Here is a 19,694-nt window from a genome sequence, read left to right on the forward strand (position 1 = left end):
ATTAACCGACGGGTAACCAAGAGCGCCAGGGGTCGTGCGCGCGACTTACGATGTGGCCCAGGCCACTCGGGGAGGAGAGCGGGACATGGAAGAGGAATTCCGCGCGCTGCTGAAGCGGGTCCGGGCCGAACTGGTCTCCCCGGCCGAGTTCGCGGCGTACGAAAAGCTGCTCGCGCTCGTGCGCTCCGACACCCGCGCGGCGCGCGACGAGCTCGCCGAGGTCCTCGTCGCACCCGAACGCCCGCTGTGGGCCCGCGAGATCGCCGCCTTCGCCCTCGGCAGCAAGGGCGACCGGCGGGCCTTCGAGACCCTCGTCCTCCTCCTCAACTACCGCGAGCCCGTACGGTGCGCCACCGCCGCCCACGTCCTGGCCCGCCTGCGCGACCCCCGCACCGCCAAGGCCGCGGCCGCGCTCGCCACCAACCCGCTGCGCACCGCCTACGCGGTCTACCCCGTGCGGCTGCTGACCGAGCTGCGGGCGCCGGAATCCGTCCCCGCCCTGCTGGCCACGCTGGAGCGGCTGCTGGCGGCGCGCGACCACGTGTGGCCCGTGGCGCGGGCGTGCGTGGAGGGGCTGGGGATCCTCGGCGACCGCCGCGCCGAGGCGACGCTGGTGGCGGCACGCGAGCACGAGAAGCTGCGCCCCGCGGCGATCGCGGCCCTGGCCCGGCTGGGCCGCCGGGGGGTGACTCCCTGACGCCCGCGGGCGGTCCGGCGCTCCCGTATGGTCGGGCCTGCACGCAGCACCACTCATCGTCCGGGAGGACCACCCATGGGCCAGGTCGAGGCCACCACGGAGCGCATCGTCGCCGCAGGCGCGGAGGACGTCTTCGACGCGCTCGCGGACTACAGCGGCACCCGCCCCAAGCTGCTGCCCGAGCACTTCAGCGAGTACGAGGTGCGCGAGGGCGGCGACGGAAAGGGCACCGTCGTGTACTGGAAGCTCCAGGCCACCAGCAAGCGCGTGCGCGACTGCCTGATGGAGGTCGACGAGCCCACCGACGGGCAGCTCGTGGAGAAGGACCGCAACTCCTCCATGGTCACGACCTGGACCGTCACTCCCGCCGGCGAGGGCCGGGCCAGGGTCGTGGTCACCACCACCTGGACGGGCGCCGGCGGCATCGGCGGCTTCTTCGAGCGGACCTTCGCGCCCAAGGGCCTGGGCCGCATCTACGACGCGATGCTCGGCCGGCTCGCCGCCGAGGTGGAGGGCAGGCCCGGCCTCGACTGATTCCCGGTGATACCGCTTCCCCGGTGATACCGCGGGGTCGGCCGGGCTCACCGGTTCGGGTGGTTTTCCTGGTGCGGTCCTGCTGTGCCCAAACCGCCTCCCACCGGCAAAAAGTGCCGTGCCCGGCGCTCCCGCGCAAATCGTCGCGCTTGCTGGCCGTTGTCGCGTAATGCGAGAAATGGGCGGCAGTGCAGGCGCGACGAGGGGAGCAGTTCGTGGGCGGGTCCACCTTCGAGACCACCTTGGAGAAGAGCGACGGCACGCTCGCCCTGCCCCCGGCCCCGCCCGCCCCGGCACCGCCACCCGCCCGGGACGCGACCCGGGCGGGGCCGGCGTTCGCCGCCCTGCTGCTGGCCCTGCTGCTCGCGGCCCTCGACCAGACGGTCGTGGCGAGCACCCTGCCGAGGATCGCGGTGGAGCTGCAGGGGCCGCAGCGGGCCTCCTGGGCCGTCACCGCCTACCTGTTGACGTCCACCACCGCCCTGCCGCTGTTCGGCAGGCTCGGTGACCTGCGCGGCCGCAAGGCCGCCCTCGTCCTCGCGCTGGTCGTCTTCGTCACCGGCTCGGCCCTGGCCGGCTGGTCCCGCACGATGGACCAGTTCGTCGCCTTCCGCGCCCTGCAGGGGCTCGGCGCGGCCGGCATCCTCACCGGCGTCCAGGCGGCCGTCGCCGACCTCGTGCCCGCGCGCCGGCGCGGCCGCCACCTCGGCGTGATCAGCGCCGCCTACGGACTCGCGGCCGTCGCGGGCCCCCTGCTCGGCGGGATCGTCGCCGACCGCGCCTCCTGGCGCTGGTGCTTCCACCTGAACGTCCCGCTCGGCCTGCTGGCCCTCGCCGTCGTGGCCGGCAGCCTGCGGCTGCCCGCGCCGTCGCGCCGGGCCCGGTTCGACGTGCTGGGCGCCCTGCTGCTCGCGGCCTGCTCGGGCTGCGTGGTGCTGCTGACCGCCTGGGGCGGCACCGAGTACGCCTGGACCTCCCGCACCGTCCTGGGACTGGGCGCGGGGGCGATCGGCACGGCCCTGCTCCTCGCCGTCGTCGAGCACTTCGCCGCAGAACCGATCATCCCACCGCACTTCCTGCGGGACTCCGTCTTCGTCGTCACCGCGCTCCTCGGCGCCGTCTGCGGCCTCGCCCTCTTCGGCGCCGCCGGCTACCTGCCCACGTTCCTGCAGATGGCCGACGGCGTGGACGCCGCCCAGTCCGGACTGCTCATGCTGCCCATGATGGGCGGCATCACCGTCGCCTCGCTCGTCTGTGGGCACCTCGTCAGCCGAACGGGCCATTACAAACTCCTGCCCGTCCTCGGCGGTGCCCTCTCGGCCGAGGGCATGTACCTGCTCTCCCACCTCGACGCCACCACCGGCCGGCTCGTGCACAGCGTCTGGATGGCCATCCTCGGCGTCGGCATCGGCCTGACCCTGCCCGTGCTCGTCCTCGCCGTGCAGAACTCCGCCCGGCCGGCCGACACCGGCGCCGTCACCGGTGCCCACCACCTCTTCCGGCAGCTCGGCACCTCGATCGGCGCCGCCGTCCTCGCCGCCCTCTTCGCCCGCCGCCTGGGCTCTGCCCTGGCCTCCCAACTCCCGCCCGGTACGGGGCTGCCGGCACCCGGCGCCGTCACCGCCCAACTCGTCCGCGCCCTGCCCGCACCGCTGCACGACGCCTACGTCCGGGCCTACGCCCAGGCCGTGCCCCACGTGCTCCTCGTCCTCGTACCGGTGCTCGTCGTCGGTTTCCTGCTCGCCTTCCTGCTGAAAGAGAAACCACTGGTGTCCTACAACGCCCCCGGCGCCGCCATCCCCTCCGCGCGCCCCGCACCGCCGGCCGACCCGGTGCCCCTCGTCGCGGGCATCCCCGTGACCGGCTCCGTCCAGCACCACGACGGCACCACCGTGCCGCGCGCCGCCCTGACCCTCATCGACGTCCAGGGCCGGCAGATCGGCCGGGGCGCCAGCGGCGAGGACGGCCGGTACGCCCTGAGCACGCCCGGCACCGGCTCGTACGTCCTGATCGCCGCGGCCGGCGGCCACCAGCCGCAGGCCGTCACCGTCACCGTGGGGGAGCGGCCCGTCGAGCTCGACGTCGTCCTCGGCGGCGCCGGCCGCCTCGCCGGCACCGTGCGCACCGCCGACGGCACCCCCGTGCGCGAGGCCCTGGTCACCCTGACGAACGTGCACGGCGAAGTGGTCGCCTCCACCCGCACCGGCCCCGACGGCGCCTACGTGATCGACGAACTCGTCGCGGGCGAGTACACCCTCGCCTCCAGCGCCCCCGCGTTCCGGCCCGCGGCCCTGCAGGTGACCGTCCAGTCCGCGCGCGAGACCCGCCAGGACGTCGAACTCGCCGGCGGCGCGGTGCTGCGCGGCACCGTCCGCGCCGGCGGCGGCCGGCCCGTCGAGGACGCGCGCGTGACCCTGCTGGACGCCGCCGGCAACGTCGTCGACTCCGCCATCACCGGCGCCGACGGCACCTTCCGCTTCGTCGACCTGTCCGCCGGCGAGTACACCGTCGTGGCCGCCGGCTACCCGCCCGTGGCCACGGTTCTGCAGGTCGCCGGTGGCGGCCGCACCGAAAGGGACCTCCAGCTGGGCCACGCGGACTAGGCCGTGTCCGGCCATTCGTCAGGCGCCACCACGGCGCCCCGTAGGGGCGCGGGGCAGTGCCGATCTGCGGCTGCCGCCGCGTGGGCGCGACAAGCCACCGACGGCCAGGCGTGTCCGGCGGATCACGCAGTGCCCCGAAAGGGGCGCGGGGAACTGCGCGACAAGCCACGACGCGCCCGCAGATGCCTGCCACCCCGGGTGGCGTATCAGCTGCGAGCCGTCGCCGGCTGATCGCGCCCACGCGGCGCAGCCGCAGATCGACACCGCCCCGCGCCCCTGATGGGGCGCCGTGGTGGCGCGTGACGAAGACCCGCCGGACACGCCCTGGCCGCCGGCGCCCGGGCCGTGGAACCGTCGCGGCGGGGCGAACCGGACGCCACGGCAAGGTCGTTTGGCGCAAGGACGCCCCCTCGCGGCCCCGCGGGCCCTACCGTGGTGACGGGGGGCGCAGATCTTGGCGTACGCGTACGAAGGAGCAACCGCCCATGGACCGTGGCACGCCGGAGCCCGGTGACGGCCGGCACACGGCCGCCCTGGGGCGCCTGCCGCTCGCGGTGGTCGTGGTCGGCCCCACCGGAGCGGTCACGCACTGGAGTTCGGGTGCCCGCCGGCTCTTCGGGCCCACCCGGGAGGAGGCCGTCGGCGCTCTCGCCGTCGACCTGATGCCCATATGCGGCGCCCTGCAGGGCGTCCCCGGCTACCCCAGCGCCGGCCGCGCCCACTGCAAGGTGCCCGGCAGCGGCCCGCTCGACGTGCTGTGGTGGGCCTACCCCCTGATCGGGTCCGGACCCGAGCGGCTGCTCGTGCTGGCTGCCGATGCCGCGCGGGCGGAGGACGTCGAACAGGACACCGAACGTTCCGTGGTCGCCGCCCCCGGCTTCGCCCCGCACACCGGCTTCCCCGACGCCGAGGAGCTCGCCGCCCGGCTGCCCGACATCCTGCCCAACATGGGCCCGGCGGCAGGTGCCCGCATCGTCTCCCAGGTGCTGGAACTGGGCTACCCGGTGCTGGAGTTCAGCCGGCGCCGCAGGGTGCCGGTGACCCCCGACTGGGGCGTGCCGCGCCGCGCCGGGCGGCGCACCCGCCCGCCCGTACCGGCACAGCGCCCGGCCGGCGAGCCGCTCGCGGCCGACGTCGAGGGCGACATCGCGGCCGACCTCGAACACGCCGCGGTGCGCGAGCGGCTGGAGTTCCTCAACGAGGTCAGCGGCTCCATCGGCAGCTCCCTGGACCTCGAGCGCACCATCCGCGAGGTCACCAGCGCGGCCGTGCCCCGCTTCGCCGACTTCGCCGGCACCCACCTGCGCGCCGCCGTCCTGGCCGGCGAGGGCTTCCCCGACGGCCCGCCCGACGTCACCACCGTCTGGCACCGCGTCTGGGTCGAGCACAACGACGAGCCCGGCCGCTGGGACGACACCGTGCCCGTGGGCGAGGCCATCTCCTTCCCCGAGCACACGCCGTTCTTCCGGTGCATGGTCACCGGCGAGCCGGTGCTCATCCCGCGGATCGACGAGGAGCTGTCCGCCCGCATCTCCGGCCAGTTCGAAAAGCGCGACCTGCGACCGCTGATCGGCGGCCGCTCCCTGCTGGTCGTACCCCTGAAGGCACGCAACGTGGTGCTGGGCTTCATGGTGCTGCTGCGCCGCCCGGGGCGCGAGCCCTTCGGCGACATGGACCGCACCACCGGCGCCGAACTGGCCGCCCGCGCCGGGCTCGTCCTCGACAACGCCCGGATGTACACCCACCAGGAGAACGTCGCCGACACGCTGCAGGACAGCATGCTCCCGCAGGTCGCCCCGCGCACGCCCGGCTGCGACACGGCCACCCGCTACCTGCCGGGCGCCCGGCTCGGCCGCGTCGGCGGCGACTGGTTCGACACCGTCAAGCTCCCCGGCTCGCGCACCGCACTGGTCGTCGGCGACGTGATGGGCCACGGCCTGCACTCCGCCGCGATGATGGGCCAGCTGCGCACGGCCGTGCAGACGATGGCCACCCTGGGCCTCGCGCCCGAACAGCTCCTGCGCAACCTCGACGACCTCGCCCAGCGGCTCGGCGAGCACTACCTGGCCACCTGCCTGTACGCCGTCTACGACCCCATCCGCTCGGAGCTGACCCTCGCCAACGCCGGGCACATCCCGCCCGTCCTGGTCCGGGCCGAGGACGGCCGCAGCCGGCTGCTGGAGCTGCCCACCGGCGCGCCCATCGGCGTGGGCGGGGTGCCCTTCGAAGCGGTGACCGTGCGCGTCGCCCCCGGCGACCGGCTGGTGCTGTGCACCGACGGCCTCGTCGAGGTGCGCGGCCAGGACATCGGCGCCGGGCTGGCCGTGCTGTGCGAGTCCGCCGCCCATCCGGCCGCCTCCATGGACGACGCCTGCGACGCCATCGTCCGCGCCCTCAACACCCGCGAGGGACGCAAGGACGACGTGGCCCTGCTCATGGCCCGCCTCAACGGCATCCCGCCCGGGCAGGTGGCCGAGTGGGAGATCGAGCCCCGGGCCGCCGAGGTTGCCCGGGCCCGGCACCTGGTGGGCGAGCAACTGGCCCGCTGGGGCCTGGCCGCGGCGGCCCCGACCGCACAGGTGCTCGTCGGCGAGATCGTCGCCAACGCCGTGCGCCACGCGCGCACCTGGCGCATCGGCGTCCGCCTGGTGCGCACGGACGTGCTGCTGTGCGAGGTGACCGACGACGACCACACCCTGCCGGTGCTCCTGAGCACCGAGGCGGACGAGGAATACGGGCGCGGTCTGCGGGTAGTGAGCGCACTGGCGCGGGAATGGGGCGCCAGTCACACGGGACGGGGGAAGACGGTGTGGTTCGAGCAGACCCTGGTGCATCCATGAGCGTGACGGAGCGTTACCGCAGTGCCTGGGAAGGCTATTGGGGCGGCGTCCCCGAGGCGCCCGGCGAGGTCATCTGGGACTCCGACCCGGCCCTGGCCGCCGAGCCCCACCTCACCCTCCTGCTGCCCTACGCCGACCCGGCCCTGCCGGTGGTCGACCTCGGCTGCGGCAACGGCACCCGCACCCGGCACCTGGCCGGGCACTTCCCCCGCGCGGTCGGCGTCGACCTCTCCCGCGCGGCGGTCGAGCGCGCCCGGCGCGCCGACCCCGAGGGCCTGGCGGAGTACGAGCAGCTCGACCTGGTCGACGCGGCGGCGGTGCGCAGCCTGCACGAGAGACTGGGCGACTGCAACGTCTACATGCGCGCCGTGATCCACCAGAGCGACGCGGCCGACCGCGGCCCGGTCGCCGCGGCCGTGGCGCGGCTGGCGGGGGAGCGCGGCCGGGCCTTCGTCGTGGAGCTCAAGCCCGCCGCCGGTACGGTGCTGGCCGAGCTCGCGCAGGCGCCCGGCGGCCCGCCCGAGGGGCTCCGGCGCGTTCTGGAGCACGGGCTGCGGCCCGCCGAGGCGGCCGACGGCGAGGTGGCCGGACTGCTGACCGGCGCCGGGCTGAAGATCCTCGCCGAGGGCGACACGGAACTGACCATGACCGCCTGCCACCCGGACGGCCGCAGGGTCCGGCTGCCGGCCCGGTGGTTCGTCACGACGGGGCGCTGAAGGTTATCCACAGGCCTGGTCCGCATCTGCCCGGGCGCGTAACGTGACGGGACATGAAGATCCTGATCTCCGCGGACATGGAGGGTGCCACCGGCGTCACCTGGCCCGGTGACGTGCTGCCCGGTGCGGCGCAGTGGGAGCGGTGCCGCCACCTGTTCACCTCCGACGTGAACGCGGCGATCGCCGGGTTCTTCGACGGCGGTGCCGATGCCGTCCTCGTCAACGAAGCGCATTGGAGCATGCGCAACCTGCTGCTGGAGCAGCTGGACGAGCGAGCGGAAATGCTCACCGGCAAGCACAAGACGCTCAGCATGGTCGAGGGGGTGCAGCACGGAGACGTCGACGGCATCGCGTTCGTGGGCTACCACGCGGCGGCCGGCGCCGAGGGCGTGCTGGCGCACACCTACCTGGCCAACTCGATCACCGGCGTCCGGGTGAACGGCAGGCGGGCCAGCGAGGGCCTGCTCAACTCTCTGGTCGCCGCCGAATACGGTGTGCCGGTGGTGCTGGTGACCGGCGACGACCGGACGTGCGAGGACGCCAAGGGATATGCGCCCGAGGCCCGTTCGGTCGCCGTGAAGGACTACGTCTCCCGGTACGCGGCCGTCTGCCGCCCGCCGGCCCGCACGGCGGCGGACATCCGGTCCGCCGCCAAGGCCGCCGCCGTGCTCGCGGCACGGCACGAGCCGGTGCACGGCGGGCCGTTCACCGTCGAGGTGGAGTTCGACGCCGAGCACCTCGCCGGAGCGGCCACGGCCGTGCCCGGCGTCGGCCAGACCGGTGAACGGCTGGTGGCCTGCACCCTGCCCACCATGTACGAGGCAATCCGCTGCTTCAAGGCGGTCACGACCGTCGTCTCGGCGGCGGTGGAGGAGCAGTATGGCTGAAACCACCCACGGGGGGAACGGGGGAGCGAGCAGACCCGACGAGCGGATCGACGAGCGGATCTCCGGCCGGATCTCTGGCCGGATCGACGAGCGTGCGCTGGCGGAGGCGGTGCGCTTCACCTCGGACCTGATCCGGATCGACACCGCCAACCGCGGGGGCGGCGACTGCCGGGAGCGTCCGGCCGCCGAGTACGTCGCCGAGCAGCTCGCCGACGCCGGCCTGGAGCCGCTGCTGCTGGAGCAGGAGCCCGGGCGCACCAACGTCGTCGCCCGCATCCCCGGCACCGACCCGGGCGCCGAGGCGATCCTGGTCCACGGCCACCTGGACGTCGTCCCGGCCGAGCCCGCCGACTGGAGCGTGCACCCCTTCTCCGGCGAGGTGCGCGACGGTGTGGTGTGGGGGCGCGGCGCCATAGACATGAAGGGCATGGACGCCATGGTCCTGGCGGTCGTCCGGGCCTGGGCCCGGGCGGGCGTGCGCCCCCCGCGGGACGTGGTGATCGCCTACACCGCCGACGAGGAGGACACCTCCCTGCCCGGCGCGGCCTTCCTCGCCGCCGAGCACGCCGCGCTCTTCGAGGGCTGCACCGTCGGCATCAGCGAGTCCGGCGGCTACACCTTCCACGCCGACGGGGGCCTGCGGCTGTACCCCGTGGCGGCGGGGGAGCGCGGCTCGGCCTGGGTCCGGCTGACCGCACAGGGCACCGCCGGGCACGGCTCGAAGGTCAACCGGCGCAACGCCGTGGTCCGTCTGGCCGCCGCCGTCACCCGGATCGGGGAGTACAAGTGGCCCGTGCGGCTCACCCCCACCGTTCGTGCGGCGCTGCGGGAGATCGCCGCCGTCCACGGCATCGAGGCCAACCCCGATGCGCCGGGCTTCGACGCCGACGAGCTGCTCGCCAAGCTCGGCACGGCGGCCGCACTGGTGGCGGCCACCGTGCGCAACAGCGCCAACCCCACCATGCTCGACGCCGGTTACAAGATCAACGTCATCCCGGGGCTGGCCGTCGGCCACATCGACGGCCGCACCGTGCCCGGTGGCGAGGCGGAGTTCGAGCGGATCATGGACGAGCTCACCGGGCCCGACGTCGACTGGGAGTACCACCACCGGGAGACCTCCCTGCAGGCCCCCGTCGACGCCCCGGTCTTCGCCCGGATGCGTGCCGCACTCGAACGCTTCGACCCCGACGGGCGCGTGGTGCCGTTCTGCATGTCCGGCGGCACCGACGCCAAGCACTTCTCCCGCCTGGGCATCACCGGCTACGGCTTCTCGCCCGTCAGACTCCCGGCCGGCTACGACTACCAGGCGCTCTTCCACGGAGTCGACGAACGGGTGCCCGTCGACGCGCTGCACTTCGGCGTGCGGGTGCTCGACCACTTCCTCATGGACCGCAGCTTGATGGACCGCAGCCTGACGGACCCCAGCCTGACGGACCGCAGTCTGCTGGGCCGCACCCCGACCGAGCCCCTTGCCGATCCGTACTGATCCCCGAGCGATCCCCCCTGACCCCCTTCACGAGGAGGCGTAGCAATCATGGTGTCCACGGTGCCCTACGGAGCCTGGCAGTCACCCATCGACGCCGCGCTCGTCGCGGCGCACGAGGGAGCCCCCGAGCACGTGGGCACGATCGGCGACGAGGTGTGGTGGGTCGCACCGCGCCCGGCCGAGAACGGCCGCAAGACCCTGGTGCGCCGCCTCTCCGACGGAGCGGAGGCGCCGGCGCTGCCCGCGCCCTGGAACGTGCGCAACCGGCTGACGGAGTACGGCGGCCGGCCCTGGGCGGGCGTCACCCGGCAGACCGGGGGCCCGCTGCTGGTCTTCACCGAGTTCTCCGACCAGAGGCTGTACGCCTGGGAGCCGGACGACCCGGCCGGCGGCGCGCCCCGGCCCCTGACCCCCGTCTCGGCCGTCGGCGGCGGGCTGCGCTGGGCCGACCCGCTGCTGCTGCCCGAGCGCGGCGAAGTGTGGTGCGTGCTGGAGGAGTTCACCGGCGAGGGCCCGCAGGACGTGCGCCGGGTCATCGCCGCCGTCCCGCTCGACGGCTCCGCCGCCGAGGACCGCGCCGCCGTACGGGAGCTCACCGACGACCGGCACCGCTTCGTCACCGGCCCTCGGCTCTCCCCGGACGGCCGGCGCGCGGCCTGGACGGCCTGGGACCACCCGCGCATGCCGTGGGAGGGCACCGAGCTGAAGGTCGCCGACGTCACCGCGCCCGGCGCCGGCGCCCGCTTCGACGACGTGCGCACTGTCGCCGGCGGCGAGCGGGAGTCCGTCGCCCAGGTGGAGTGGGCCGCGGACGGCAGTCTCCTCGCCGTCACCGACCGCACCGGCTGGTGGAACCTGCACCGCGTCGATGTGGGCACCGGCCGGGCCGTCAACCTCTGCCGCCGCGAGGAGGAGTTCGCCGGCGCCCCCTGGGTGCCGGGGCAGCGCTGGTTCGCGCCCCTGCCCGGCGGCACGGTCGCCGTCGTCCACGGCCGCGGCGCCCAGCGCCTGGGCATACTCGACCCCGAGACCGGTGAAGTGGTGGACGCCGCCGGTCCCTGGACCGAGTGGCGCTCCACCCTGGCCGTCAGCGGCACCCGGGTCGTCGGGGTGGCCGCGAGCCCCCGCACCGCCTACGAGGTCGTGGAGCTGGACACCCGCACCGGCAGGGCCCGGGCGATCGGCGCCCGGCACACCGACGCGGTGGACCCCGCCTACTACCCCGAGCCGCTCATCCGCACCTTCACCGGCCCCGACGGCCGGGAGGTGCACGCCCACATCTACCCGCCGCACAGCCCCGATCACACCGCACCCGCCGACGAGCTGCCCCCCTTCGTGGTGTGGGCGCACGGCGGCCCCACCGGGCGCTCGCCGCTCGTGCTCGACCTGGAGATCGCCTACTTCACCTCCCGGGGCATAGGCGTGGCCCAGGTCAACTACGGCGGTTCCACGGGCTACGGCCGCGCCTACCGCGACCGGCTGCGCGAGCGGTGGGGCGTGGTGGACGTGGAGGACTGCGCCGCCGTCGCCGAGACGCTGGCCGAGGAGGGCACCGCCGACCGCGCCCGGCTCGCCGTCCGTGGCGGCAGCGCCGGCGGCTGGACGAGCGCCGCCTCCCTCGCCACCACCTCCACCTACGCCTGCGCCACCATCGCCTACCCCGTGCTCGACCTGCTGACCTGGGCTGACGGCGGTACCCACGACCTGGAGTCGCACTACTTGGAGTACTTGATCGGCCCGCTCGCCGAGGTGCCCGAGCGCTACCGTGACCGCTCCCCGCTCACCCACGCCGACCGCGTCACCGCCTCCTTCCTGCTGCTGCAGGGCCTTGAGGACGCGGTCTGCCCGCCCGAGCAGAGCGAGCGGTTCGTCGAGGCGATGGCCGGGCGCGGCGTGCCGTTCGCCTACCTCTCCTTCGAGGGCGAGGGCCACGGCTTCCGCAAGGCCGCCAGCATCGTGCGCTCCCTCGAGGCCGAGCTCTCCCTGTACGCCCAGACCTTCGGCATCGACGTCCCCGGCATACCCGTGCTGGAGTTGGCCAAGTAGCCGGCGGGGGATGTGGGCAGGCTCTGCCCATGACGACGACCGTTGTGCTCCGGACGCCCCGACTGACGCTGCGCCGCTGGCGCGAGGACGATCTCGGCCCCATGGCGGCCATCAACGCCGACCCGGAGGTGATGCGCTGGATCGACGACGGATCGGTCCGTGACCGGGCCCGCACCCGGGCCGGCATCGACGCCAGCGAGCGGGAGTGGGAGGAGCACGGGGTCGGCCTGTTCGCCGTCGAATGCCGGGAGTCGGGGCAGTTCGTGGGCTTCGCCGGGCTGTCCGTGCCGTCCTTCCTGCCGGAGATCCTGCCGGCCGTGGAGCTCGGCTGGCGCCTGGCCCGGCCCTTCTGGGGCCGGGGGCTGGCCACGGAGGCGTCCCGCGTCGTGCTGGACTTCGCACTGCGCGACCGCGGCCTGGCCCGGATCGTGGGCGTGCACGCCACCGGCAACCACGCCTGCGAGCGCGTCCTGGGCAAGCTCGGCATGCGCCCCGAGCGCCGCACCACCCACCCGCGCTACGGGGTGCCGCTGTGCGTCCATGTCCTGGAGGCGTGCCCGTAGGCCGGGCGTGCCACGGCGCCCCATAGGGGCGCGGGGCAGTGCCGCTGCGGCTGCCGCCGCGCGGGCCCGCGGGCCGGGCGAAGCACGGCACCCCGTCTGCGGGCGCGTCGTGGCTTGTCGCGCAGTTCCCCGCGCCCCTTTGGGGCGTCGTGGTGCCGCGCGGTCCCGTGTCTGCGGGTGCGTCGTGGCTTGTCGGGCAGTTGTCCGGGCCCCCTGTCGGGGGACGGCGGTTCACACGTTCGGCCGCACCGCACGTGCCCGCGGGCGGCCGAGCGAAGAGCGTGGACGGGGGGCGGTGCACGCGCCGTGCCGCCCCCGCCCCGCGCCGAAGGAGCCGCCGTGTCCGACGTGTCGCCCCCGCCGCCCGCCACGTCCGCCGGGGCAGGCCACCCCGGCGGCCGGCTGCTGGCCGCGGGCCTGGGCCACGAGGGGCAGGTGCGGGGCATCCTGATGGCGGCCGAGGGCGAGCGCGTCGTCGCCGTCGCCGCGGGCGACCGCCACAGCCTGGCGCTGACCGAGGACGGCCGGCTGCTCGCCGCGGGGCTCGACGACCACGCCCAGGTGACCGGGATCTTCGCCGCCGCCCGTGGGCTGCGCCTGGCGGCCGTGGCCGCGGGCGGCTCGCACAGCCTGGCCGTGACCGCCGACGGCCGGCTGCTGGCCGCCGGCGACGACCGCAACCATCAGGTCACCGGCATCCGCGAGGCGGCCCGCGGGAGGAAGGTCACCGGGGCCGACTGCGGCGCGGTGCACCTCCTCGCCGTGACCGAGGAGGGCGACCTGCTGGCCGCGGGCCACGACGGCGACGGACAGGTCGCCGGCATCCGCGCGGCCGCCCGCGGTCACCGCGTCGTGGCGGCCGCCGCCGGCGACTTCCACAGCCTGGCGGTCACCGAGGACGGCCGTCTCCTCGGCAGTGGCCGCGACGACGACCAGCAGGTCTCCGGCCTGCTGGCGGCGGCCGAGGGCCACAAGGTCGTCGCCGTCGCCGCGGCCGCCCTGCAGAGCCTGGCCGTCACCGAGGACGGCCGGATCCTCGCCGCCGGCCACGACGCCCACCACCAGGTCTCCGGCATCCTGCGCGCGGCCCAGGGGCAGCGCGTGGCCGCCGTGGCCGCGGGCCACCTGCACAGCCTCGCCCTGACCTCCGCCGGACAGCTCGTGGGCGCGGGCAAGGACGGCGACCGGCAGGTCTCGGGCCTGCTGGCCGCGGCCGCCGGGCGGCGCGTCGCGGCCGTCGCCGCGGGCGGCCGGCACAGTCTGGCCGTCGTCGCCGGCGACGGCCCCACCGGGCGCACGGCCCGCGCGGACTTCCGCACCCGCGAGGGCGGCCCCGAGCGGGCCCTGAGCCTGCGGCTGCGGGACCCGCGGGGCGGTCCGGACGTCGTGCTGACCTCCCATCAGGGCGCCGTGGACTTCGCCGTCCACGAGGGCGAGGACGTGCAGCTGGTGGTCCGGCACGGGGAGGAGCTGGTGGGCCGGGGTACGGTGCGCTTCACCTACGACGAGGCCACCCGCACCACGGGCATCGACACGCGGGCCAGCCGGTTCCCCTCGTACCTCACCTGCACCGGCCACGGCGCCAACCGGTTCACGTTCCTCTGGAGCCGCTGACGCAGGTGCCGTACGGGTTCGCGCCCCACTTCACACCGCGGTCAGCACCCGTGAGGCGCCCACCGGCAGGTCCCACAGGTCCTTGCGGGGCCGGCCCGCCGCCTCCCATGCGGCGCGCACCCGCCGCAGCGGCTCCAGCGGCGGTTCGGCCGACAGCAGGAACGTCGACCAGTGCATCGGGGCCATCACCCGGGCCCCGAGGTCGGTGCAGGCGCGCACGGCCTCCTCCGGGTCCGTGTGCACCGGCCCCAGCATCCAGCGCGGGTCGTACGCCCCGATCGGCAGCAGCGCGACATCGATGTCCGCGTAGGCCTCGCCGATCCGTTCGAACCAGAAGCCGTAGCCCGAGTCGCCCGCGAAGTACACCCGCGGACCCCCCGGCGCGGTGATCACCCAGCCGCCCCACAGCGACCGGCAGGTGTCGGTCAGTGTCCGTTTGCTCCAGTGGTGGGCCGGTACGAAGTCGAAGCGCACCGGGCCGCGCGGCCCGGGCAGTTCCACCGCCTCCCACCAGTCGAGCTCGGTGACGCGGGCGAAGCGGCGCCGGCGCGCCCAGCGGGCCAGGCCGGCGGGCAGCAGCAGATGGGTGTCGCGGGGCAGCCGCCGCAGGGTGGGCAGGTCGAGGTGGTCGTAGTGGTTGTGGCTGATGACGACGGCGTCGATGTGCGGCAGGTCCTCCCAGCGCACCCCCACCGGCGTCACGCGTGGCGGCGTCCCCAGGATGCGGCGGGACCAGACCGGGTCGGTCAGCACGGTCAGCCCGCCGATGCGCAGCACCCAGCTGGCGTGCCCTGCCCAGGTCAGGGCGAGGGAGTCGGCGTCCACGGCGGGCAGCGGGCCCGGCTCCAGGGGCAGCAGGGCCAGTTCGTGCAGCGAGGCGGCGCTCGGACGCAGCCGGCCCTCGCGGGCGAGTCGCGCGAGGGCGCGTACGCCCGGCAGCGGGGCGGTCAGACGGTCGGCGAACGACCGGGGCCAGGAGCGGATCTCACCGAGAGGACGCGGCTCCGCGAGGGGACGCTCGGTCTGTTCGGTCATCTGGGGCTCCATTCGTGGGGAACCGGAACCTGGACGCGGGGCTCGCGGCGCGCCGGGTGCGTGCCCCGCGCCGTGGCACGCTCACCGGTCGACGGTAGATCAGGTGCGGGCGAGTTCACTGAACGCCGATCCAAAAGCGGACAACGCCTCCGCGACATCCGGCTCGGCCAGCGGGTCGGGGGCCGCCAGGGCGCGCCGCCGCCGCTCGTCGTCCGGGCCGAGCAGCGGCAGGGTGGACAGCCGCACCCGCAGCGCGTCGGGGGCGTCGCCGAACCGGTGGCCGCCCGGCACCGGCCGGCCGAGCACCTCGCCCAGGTGCGCCTCCAGCTCGACGGAGTCGGTGATGCCGCGGGCGGCCAGGGCGCCGCGCAGTTCGCCGAGGTCGGCGTAGAGGTGGGGACCGGTCTGCGGCGGCCGGCACAGCACGCCCGCCGCGTCCAGCCGTTCGCGCACCGCGGCGCCCAGTGCCGCGTACAGCCGGGCGGCGGCCGCGGTGCGGGCGCGTACCGGCCCGGGCTCGGTCAGCGCCCACCGCGCGGCGGCCGCCAGCGGCGGCGGCAGTTCGGCGCCGATCGCCTGCAGCACCGTGCCGGCCCGGGCCAGCAGGCCCGGGCCGGTGCCGCCGGCGGGGAAGCGGGCCACCGCGGCCGGCCAGGCGGTGGGCAGCAGCGGTCCGGCCAGGCCGGTGAGGACGACGACCCGGTCGGGGTACATCTCGGCCGGTCCGACGTGGACGGTGGCGTGCGCGTCGTGCAGGGCGTCGCGCCAGGTCTCGTCGCTGACGACGGTCAGTTCCTCGGCGGCCGCGGCCTCGCACACCTCGTGCACGATCTCCGGCGGGGCGACGGTGCCGGTGGTCTCGTCGGCGACCGACAGCACCAGGAAGCGCGGCCGGCCGCCCTCGGTGCGGATCCGGCTCACTGTCTCCAGCAGGGCGAAGGGGTCGGGCACCCCGCCGCATTCGGCCGGTACCTGCACGTGGTAGGCCAGCCGCCCGGCCAGCCGGGCGACCGGCGCGTACCAGGCGGCGCACGGCCGGGTCAGCAGCACCTCGCCGCCCGCCGAGGCCAGCAGGGCCAGCAGCAGCGGCGCGGCCCCCGGGGCGGCGAGCACCTGCCCGGGGTCGGTGGGCAGGCCCCGGCGGGCCCAGTGGCCGCAGGCGGCCTCGCGCAGCTGCGGGCCGCCGCCGACGGGTTCGGGGTCGCCGTGCGCGGCCGCCCCGGCGAGGTGCTCGGCCAGTTCCGGCAGGACGGGCATTCCGCGCTCGGGGGCCGGCAGGCCGGTCAGTGCCGGGAAGCGCTGCTGCATCCGTCCGCACACCTCCGCGCCGCGCCGGGCGCCTCGATGGGTCCTCTGACCCACCTTCGCAGATCATGGCGCGAGGACGGTGGCCGACACGGGCGGCAGCACGACGAGCCGTTCCCCGGAGTCGTCCCACATCCCAAGACCGCCCTCTCGCCATACGAGAAAGCGGCGTACGGTGAATCCGGCACCGCGTCCGACCCGGGCGACCGAGGGGGGTCACCATGCACTACATCCACGGCCACCACGAATCCGTCCTGCGCTCCCACAGCCGCCGCACGGCCGCCGACTCCGCGGCCTACCTGCTGCCCGAACTGCGCCCGCACCACCGCGTGCTGGACATCGGCTGCGGGCCCGGCAGCATCACCGCCGACCTCGCCGCGCTCGTCCCGCAGGGCCACGTCACCGGCCTGGACGCCGCGGCGGACATCCTGCCCACCGCCCGCGCGGCCGCCCGCGAACGCGGCCTGGACAACGTGGATTTCACCACCGGCGACATCCGCGCCCTCGACTTCCCCGACGGCGCCTTCGACGTCGTCCACGCCCACCAGGTGCTCCAGTACCTCGACGACCCTGTCGGCGCACTGCGCGAGATGCGTCGGGTGTGCCGTCCCGGCGGCGTCGTCGCCGTCCGCGACGTGGTCTACACAGCCATGAGCTGGTACCCGCGCGTGCCCGGCCTGGAGGACTGGCAGCGGCTGTACGTGGAGGTCGCCCGGGCCGGCGGCGGGGAGCCGGACGCCGGCAGCCGCCTGTACTCCTGGGCCCGGCAGGCCGGACTGACCGACGTCACGGCCACCGCCGGCGCCTGGTGCTACACCGGCGCGGAGCAACGGCAGTGGTGGAGCGGCCTGTGGGCGGACCGCACCCTCGCCTCCCCCTTCGCCCGCCACGCCGTCGAGGGCGGCTGGGCGGACGCGGCGCGGCTCGCGGCGATCGCCGAGGCGTGGCACGAGTGGGGGCGGCACGAGGACGCGTGGTTCGCCGTCCTCAACGGCGAACTGTTGTGCAGGATTGGCTCGTCCGTTCCCCGGTGACCGGGCCCACCGCCGCCAACTAGCCTTGTTTTCATGAACATTCTGGGGACCTCGCTACGGGTGTGTGTCGGCGACCTGGAAGCGGCGATCGCGGTGTACGAACGGCTGACCGGCGCCGAGGCCATGCGCTTCCGGCGCGGCGGCGTGTCCGTGGCCGCCGTCGGCTGCTTCTTCCTGATGAGCGGGCCGGAGGCGGAGCTGTCGGTGCTGCGCGCCATCAAGGCGACCATCGCCGTCACCGACGTGGACGAGGCGCTGGCGGACCTGCAGGCCGTGGGGGCGGACATCGTCGCGGGCCCGGTGCGCACCCCGATCGGACGCAACCTGGTGGCCCGTCACCCCGACGGGTCCGTCTTCGAGTACGTGGACCGCAAGGAGGGCTGATCCCCCATCCGGCCCGCCTCCGCCCCCGCCCCGCACGAACGGCTCAGGGGCGGGGCCGGGCGGCGGGCGTGCCCTCCCCCTCGGCGAGGTCCGCGATCTCCGCCTCCGCCAGGACGGCCTGCGCCCCCTCCTCGTCCCCGCGCGCCCGCAGGATCCGGGCCTCCAGCAGCCGGAAGCGGCCGTGCCGGCGGGCCGCCGGCGGCAGTCCCGCCAGGACGGCGGCCGCCTCGTCCACCTGCCGTGCGTCCAGCAGTGCCGTGATCGCCTCCCGCGCCAGCGCCACCCGGGCCGCCCGCGATGCGCGACCCTCCTGTGCCGCCACGACTGCCGCCGCGTACCGTTGCGCGGCCCGCTGCGGATGGCCGCTCAGCGCGTCCGCGGCGGCCAGGCACCGCAGGGCCGGCCAGCCGGCGCCCAACTGCTCGGCCGTCTCCCAGCTGCGGGCCGCCTGCGAGCGGTCGCCCGCATGCCATTGCGCCACGCCGAGGTGATACGCCGAGGCCGGCCCCGGTTCCGTGGTCTCCAGCATCTCCCGCCACGGCCGTGACACCAGGGACGGCCCTGGCTCGGGCCCGTCCTCCGTCAGCGTGCCGGTGCGCAGCAGGGCGAGCCAGGGCTGCTGCTCGGCGCCCAGGGTCGTGGCGGGGAAGGGCGTGCCCGGCAGCTCCAGGCGGCCCCGCTCGACCTCCAGTGCTCCCCAGCCCGATCCGGTCGCCAGCGTCTGCTTCGGCTCGTGGTCGGCGTACGGGCGCCAGGCGGCGTACGCGGCGTCCACCGTCTCGCGTGGCAGCGCGGCCTCCAGCCGGCCGGCGGCCTCCGCGCGCGCCGCCGCCCAGTCGGTCCCGTGGACGGCGGCCGGGTCGGCGGCCAGCGGCCCGTACGCCTCCAGCCAGGCGAACTCCCCGCCGGCCTCCAGCGGAACGTGCTCCAGCTGCGTCGGGGCCAGGCCCGCCTGGATCTCGGCGTAGCCGCCCGTGCCCGGTTCGGTGAGCCACTCCTGCCAGCGCCGCCCGGGCTCGTCCGTGCCCCACACGAACAGCTTGCGGCCCCCCAGCAGGCCCGTCGAGGTCTGCACCAGCCCCTGCCCGTCCGCGTCGAGCGCCGCGATCCAGGGACGCTCGCCCGCGGCCAGGTCGTAGAAGTAGTCGCCGTGGCGCTCGCACCGCAGCGGGTACGAGCCGTGCGCGCCGTCCGGCACCGGCACGCGCCGCAGCGCCCGCTCCGGTCCGAAGGACCAGGCGGCGTCGGCGGGCGCCACGACGCGGGTGCCCGGCCCCTCGGGGACGGCGGTGTTGGACCACCAGTAGACGGGCGCCGTGTGGTGATGGGGGTTGCGCACGCGCACCCCCGCGTACAGGAAGTCCGACCCCTCCGGCAGCCACAGGTCCACCTGGAAGGGCAGGTCGCGCAGCCGTTCCCACTCCCACAGGCGCAGCATCTCGCCGCCGTCGGGGGCCGGTACGCGCGCGGCGTGCAGCGGCGCCACCGACAGAGTGCCGTGCCCGGTGGCGCCGGTGTTCCACTCGATGCCCCCGGAGAACCAGGCGCCGTTGAGGGCGAACCCGGCCGGCTGGAGGACGGGGTTCGTGTACACCAGCGAGCGGCCCGTGGGCTTGTGCACCAAGGAGTGCACCCGCCCGCCGAGACCGGGCAGGACCGTGGCGCGCAGCCGGTCGTTCTCGACCACGATCGCCTCCACGTCGGTGGGCACCCGCTCGCGTGCGTAGCCGTCGCGGCGGCGCACCGGCAGCAGGGAGCGCAGCGGCTCGTAGCGCATCCGCCGGGCCATCGCCGCCGGCAGGTCCGGCGGCAGGCCGCGGCCGCGGCGGTGGACGTCGGCGGGGGCCGCCAGCGGCGGCAGCGGGTCCTCCGGGCCCAGCGGTGCCGCGGGCAGGGTCAGGACGGTGCGACGGATGGTCGTTGCCACGGCTCTTTCCGATCCTCTCGCCG

General features: G+C 75.5%; 15 protein-coding genes. 12 read left to right on the forward strand and 3 right to left on the reverse strand.

Annotation, left to right across the window (positions count from 1 at the left end):
* The first annotated feature begins 85 nt into the window (after positions 1–85).
* The 10 genes from AB0K17_RS05430 to AB0K17_RS05475 all read left to right on the forward strand — a co-directional run bounded on the left by AB0K17_RS05430 (position 86) and on the right by AB0K17_RS05475 (position 13,986).
* Positions 86–697, forward strand: coding sequence for a HEAT repeat domain-containing protein (locus AB0K17_RS05430; RefSeq protein WP_365982165.1), 612 nt, complete (start codon positions 86–88; stop codon positions 695–697).
* 75 nt (positions 698–772) lie between these two features.
* Positions 773–1,231: an SRPBCC family protein gene (locus tag AB0K17_RS05435; RefSeq protein WP_365982166.1), complete on the forward strand. Its 459-nt coding sequence runs from the start codon at positions 773–775 to the stop codon at positions 1,229–1,231.
* Positions 1,232–1,446: 215 nt separating this feature from the next.
* Entirely contained in the window at positions 1,447–3,834 is a 2,388-nt protein-coding gene (locus tag AB0K17_RS05440; protein ID WP_365982167.1) for an MFS transporter, read from the forward strand.
* 485 nt (positions 3,835–4,319) lie between these two features.
* Positions 4,320–6,674, forward strand: a complete 2,355-nt coding sequence (locus AB0K17_RS05445; protein ID WP_365982168.1) for a SpoIIE family protein phosphatase — start codon at positions 4,320–4,322, stop codon at positions 6,672–6,674.
* Complete coding sequence (locus AB0K17_RS05450; protein ID WP_365966467.1) at positions 6,671–7,390, forward strand: class I SAM-dependent methyltransferase; 720 nt, start codon at positions 6,671–6,673, stop codon at positions 7,388–7,390. The genes AB0K17_RS05445 and AB0K17_RS05450 overlap by 4 nt, the downstream gene beginning before the upstream one ends.
* 53 nt (positions 7,391–7,443) lie before the next feature.
* Positions 7,444–8,277, forward strand: a complete 834-nt coding sequence (locus tag AB0K17_RS05455) for a M55 family metallopeptidase (protein WP_365982169.1) — start codon at positions 7,444–7,446, stop codon at positions 8,275–8,277.
* The gene (locus tag AB0K17_RS05460; protein WP_365982170.1) at positions 8,270–9,763 is read left to right on the forward strand and encodes a M20/M25/M40 family metallo-hydrolase; all 1,494 of its coding nucleotides are present in this window, start codon (positions 8,270–8,272) and stop codon (positions 9,761–9,763) included. Before AB0K17_RS05455 ends, AB0K17_RS05460 begins: the two co-directional genes overlap by 8 nt.
* Positions 9,764–9,811: 48 nt before the next feature.
* Positions 9,812–11,809: a prolyl oligopeptidase family serine peptidase gene (locus AB0K17_RS05465; RefSeq protein ID WP_365966470.1), complete on the forward strand. Its 1,998-nt coding sequence runs from the start codon at positions 9,812–9,814 to the stop codon at positions 11,807–11,809.
* A gap of 29 nt (positions 11,810–11,838) precedes the next feature.
* A complete protein-coding gene (locus AB0K17_RS05470; protein ID WP_365982171.1) occupies positions 11,839–12,372 on the forward strand; it encodes a GNAT family N-acetyltransferase in 534 nt (177 codons plus the stop codon).
* A 339-nt stretch (positions 12,373–12,711) separates the two neighbouring features.
* The gene (locus AB0K17_RS05475; protein WP_365982172.1) at positions 12,712–13,986 is read left to right on the forward strand and encodes a hypothetical protein; all 1,275 of its coding nucleotides are present in this window, start codon (positions 12,712–12,714) and stop codon (positions 13,984–13,986) included.
* A gap of 30 nt (positions 13,987–14,016) precedes the next feature.
* Here AB0K17_RS05475 and AB0K17_RS05480 read toward each other — a convergent pair whose 3' ends face one another.
* A complete protein-coding gene (locus AB0K17_RS05480; RefSeq protein ID WP_365966474.1) occupies positions 14,017–15,021 on the reverse strand; it encodes an MBL fold metallo-hydrolase in 1,005 nt (334 codons plus the stop codon).
* Positions 15,022–15,120: 99 nt separating this feature from the next.
* On the reverse strand, positions 15,121–16,329 hold the full coding sequence (locus tag AB0K17_RS05485; RefSeq protein ID WP_365966475.1) for an aminotransferase class I/II-fold pyridoxal phosphate-dependent enzyme: 1,209 nt from the start codon (positions 16,327–16,329) through the stop codon (positions 15,121–15,123).
* Between the two features lie 218 nt (positions 16,330–16,547).
* Here AB0K17_RS05485 and AB0K17_RS05490 point away from each other — a divergent pair, with 218 nt between their 5' ends.
* Entirely contained in the window at positions 16,548–17,360 is an 813-nt protein-coding gene (locus tag AB0K17_RS05490) for a class I SAM-dependent methyltransferase (RefSeq protein WP_365966476.1), read from the forward strand.
* A 33-nt stretch (positions 17,361–17,393) separates the two neighbouring features.
* The gene (locus AB0K17_RS05495) at positions 17,394–17,744 is read left to right on the forward strand and encodes a VOC family protein (protein WP_365966477.1); all 351 of its coding nucleotides are present in this window, start codon (positions 17,394–17,396) and stop codon (positions 17,742–17,744) included.
* Positions 17,745–17,787: 43 nt separating this feature from the next.
* Here the strand turns inward: AB0K17_RS05495 and AB0K17_RS05500 are convergent, their stop codons facing one another.
* Positions 17,788–19,671 carry a DUF5107 domain-containing protein gene (locus AB0K17_RS05500; protein WP_365982173.1) on the reverse strand — a complete coding sequence of 628 codons (1,884 nt, stop codon included), beginning with the start codon at positions 19,669–19,671 and terminating at the stop codon, positions 17,788–17,790.
* Between the last annotated feature and the right edge of the window lie 23 nt (positions 19,672–19,694).

The sequence above is a fragment of the Streptomyces sp. NPDC049585 genome (assembly GCF_040675615.1).
Lineage (GTDB): Bacteria > Actinomycetota > Actinomycetes > Streptomycetales > Streptomycetaceae > Streptomyces > Streptomyces luteosporeus.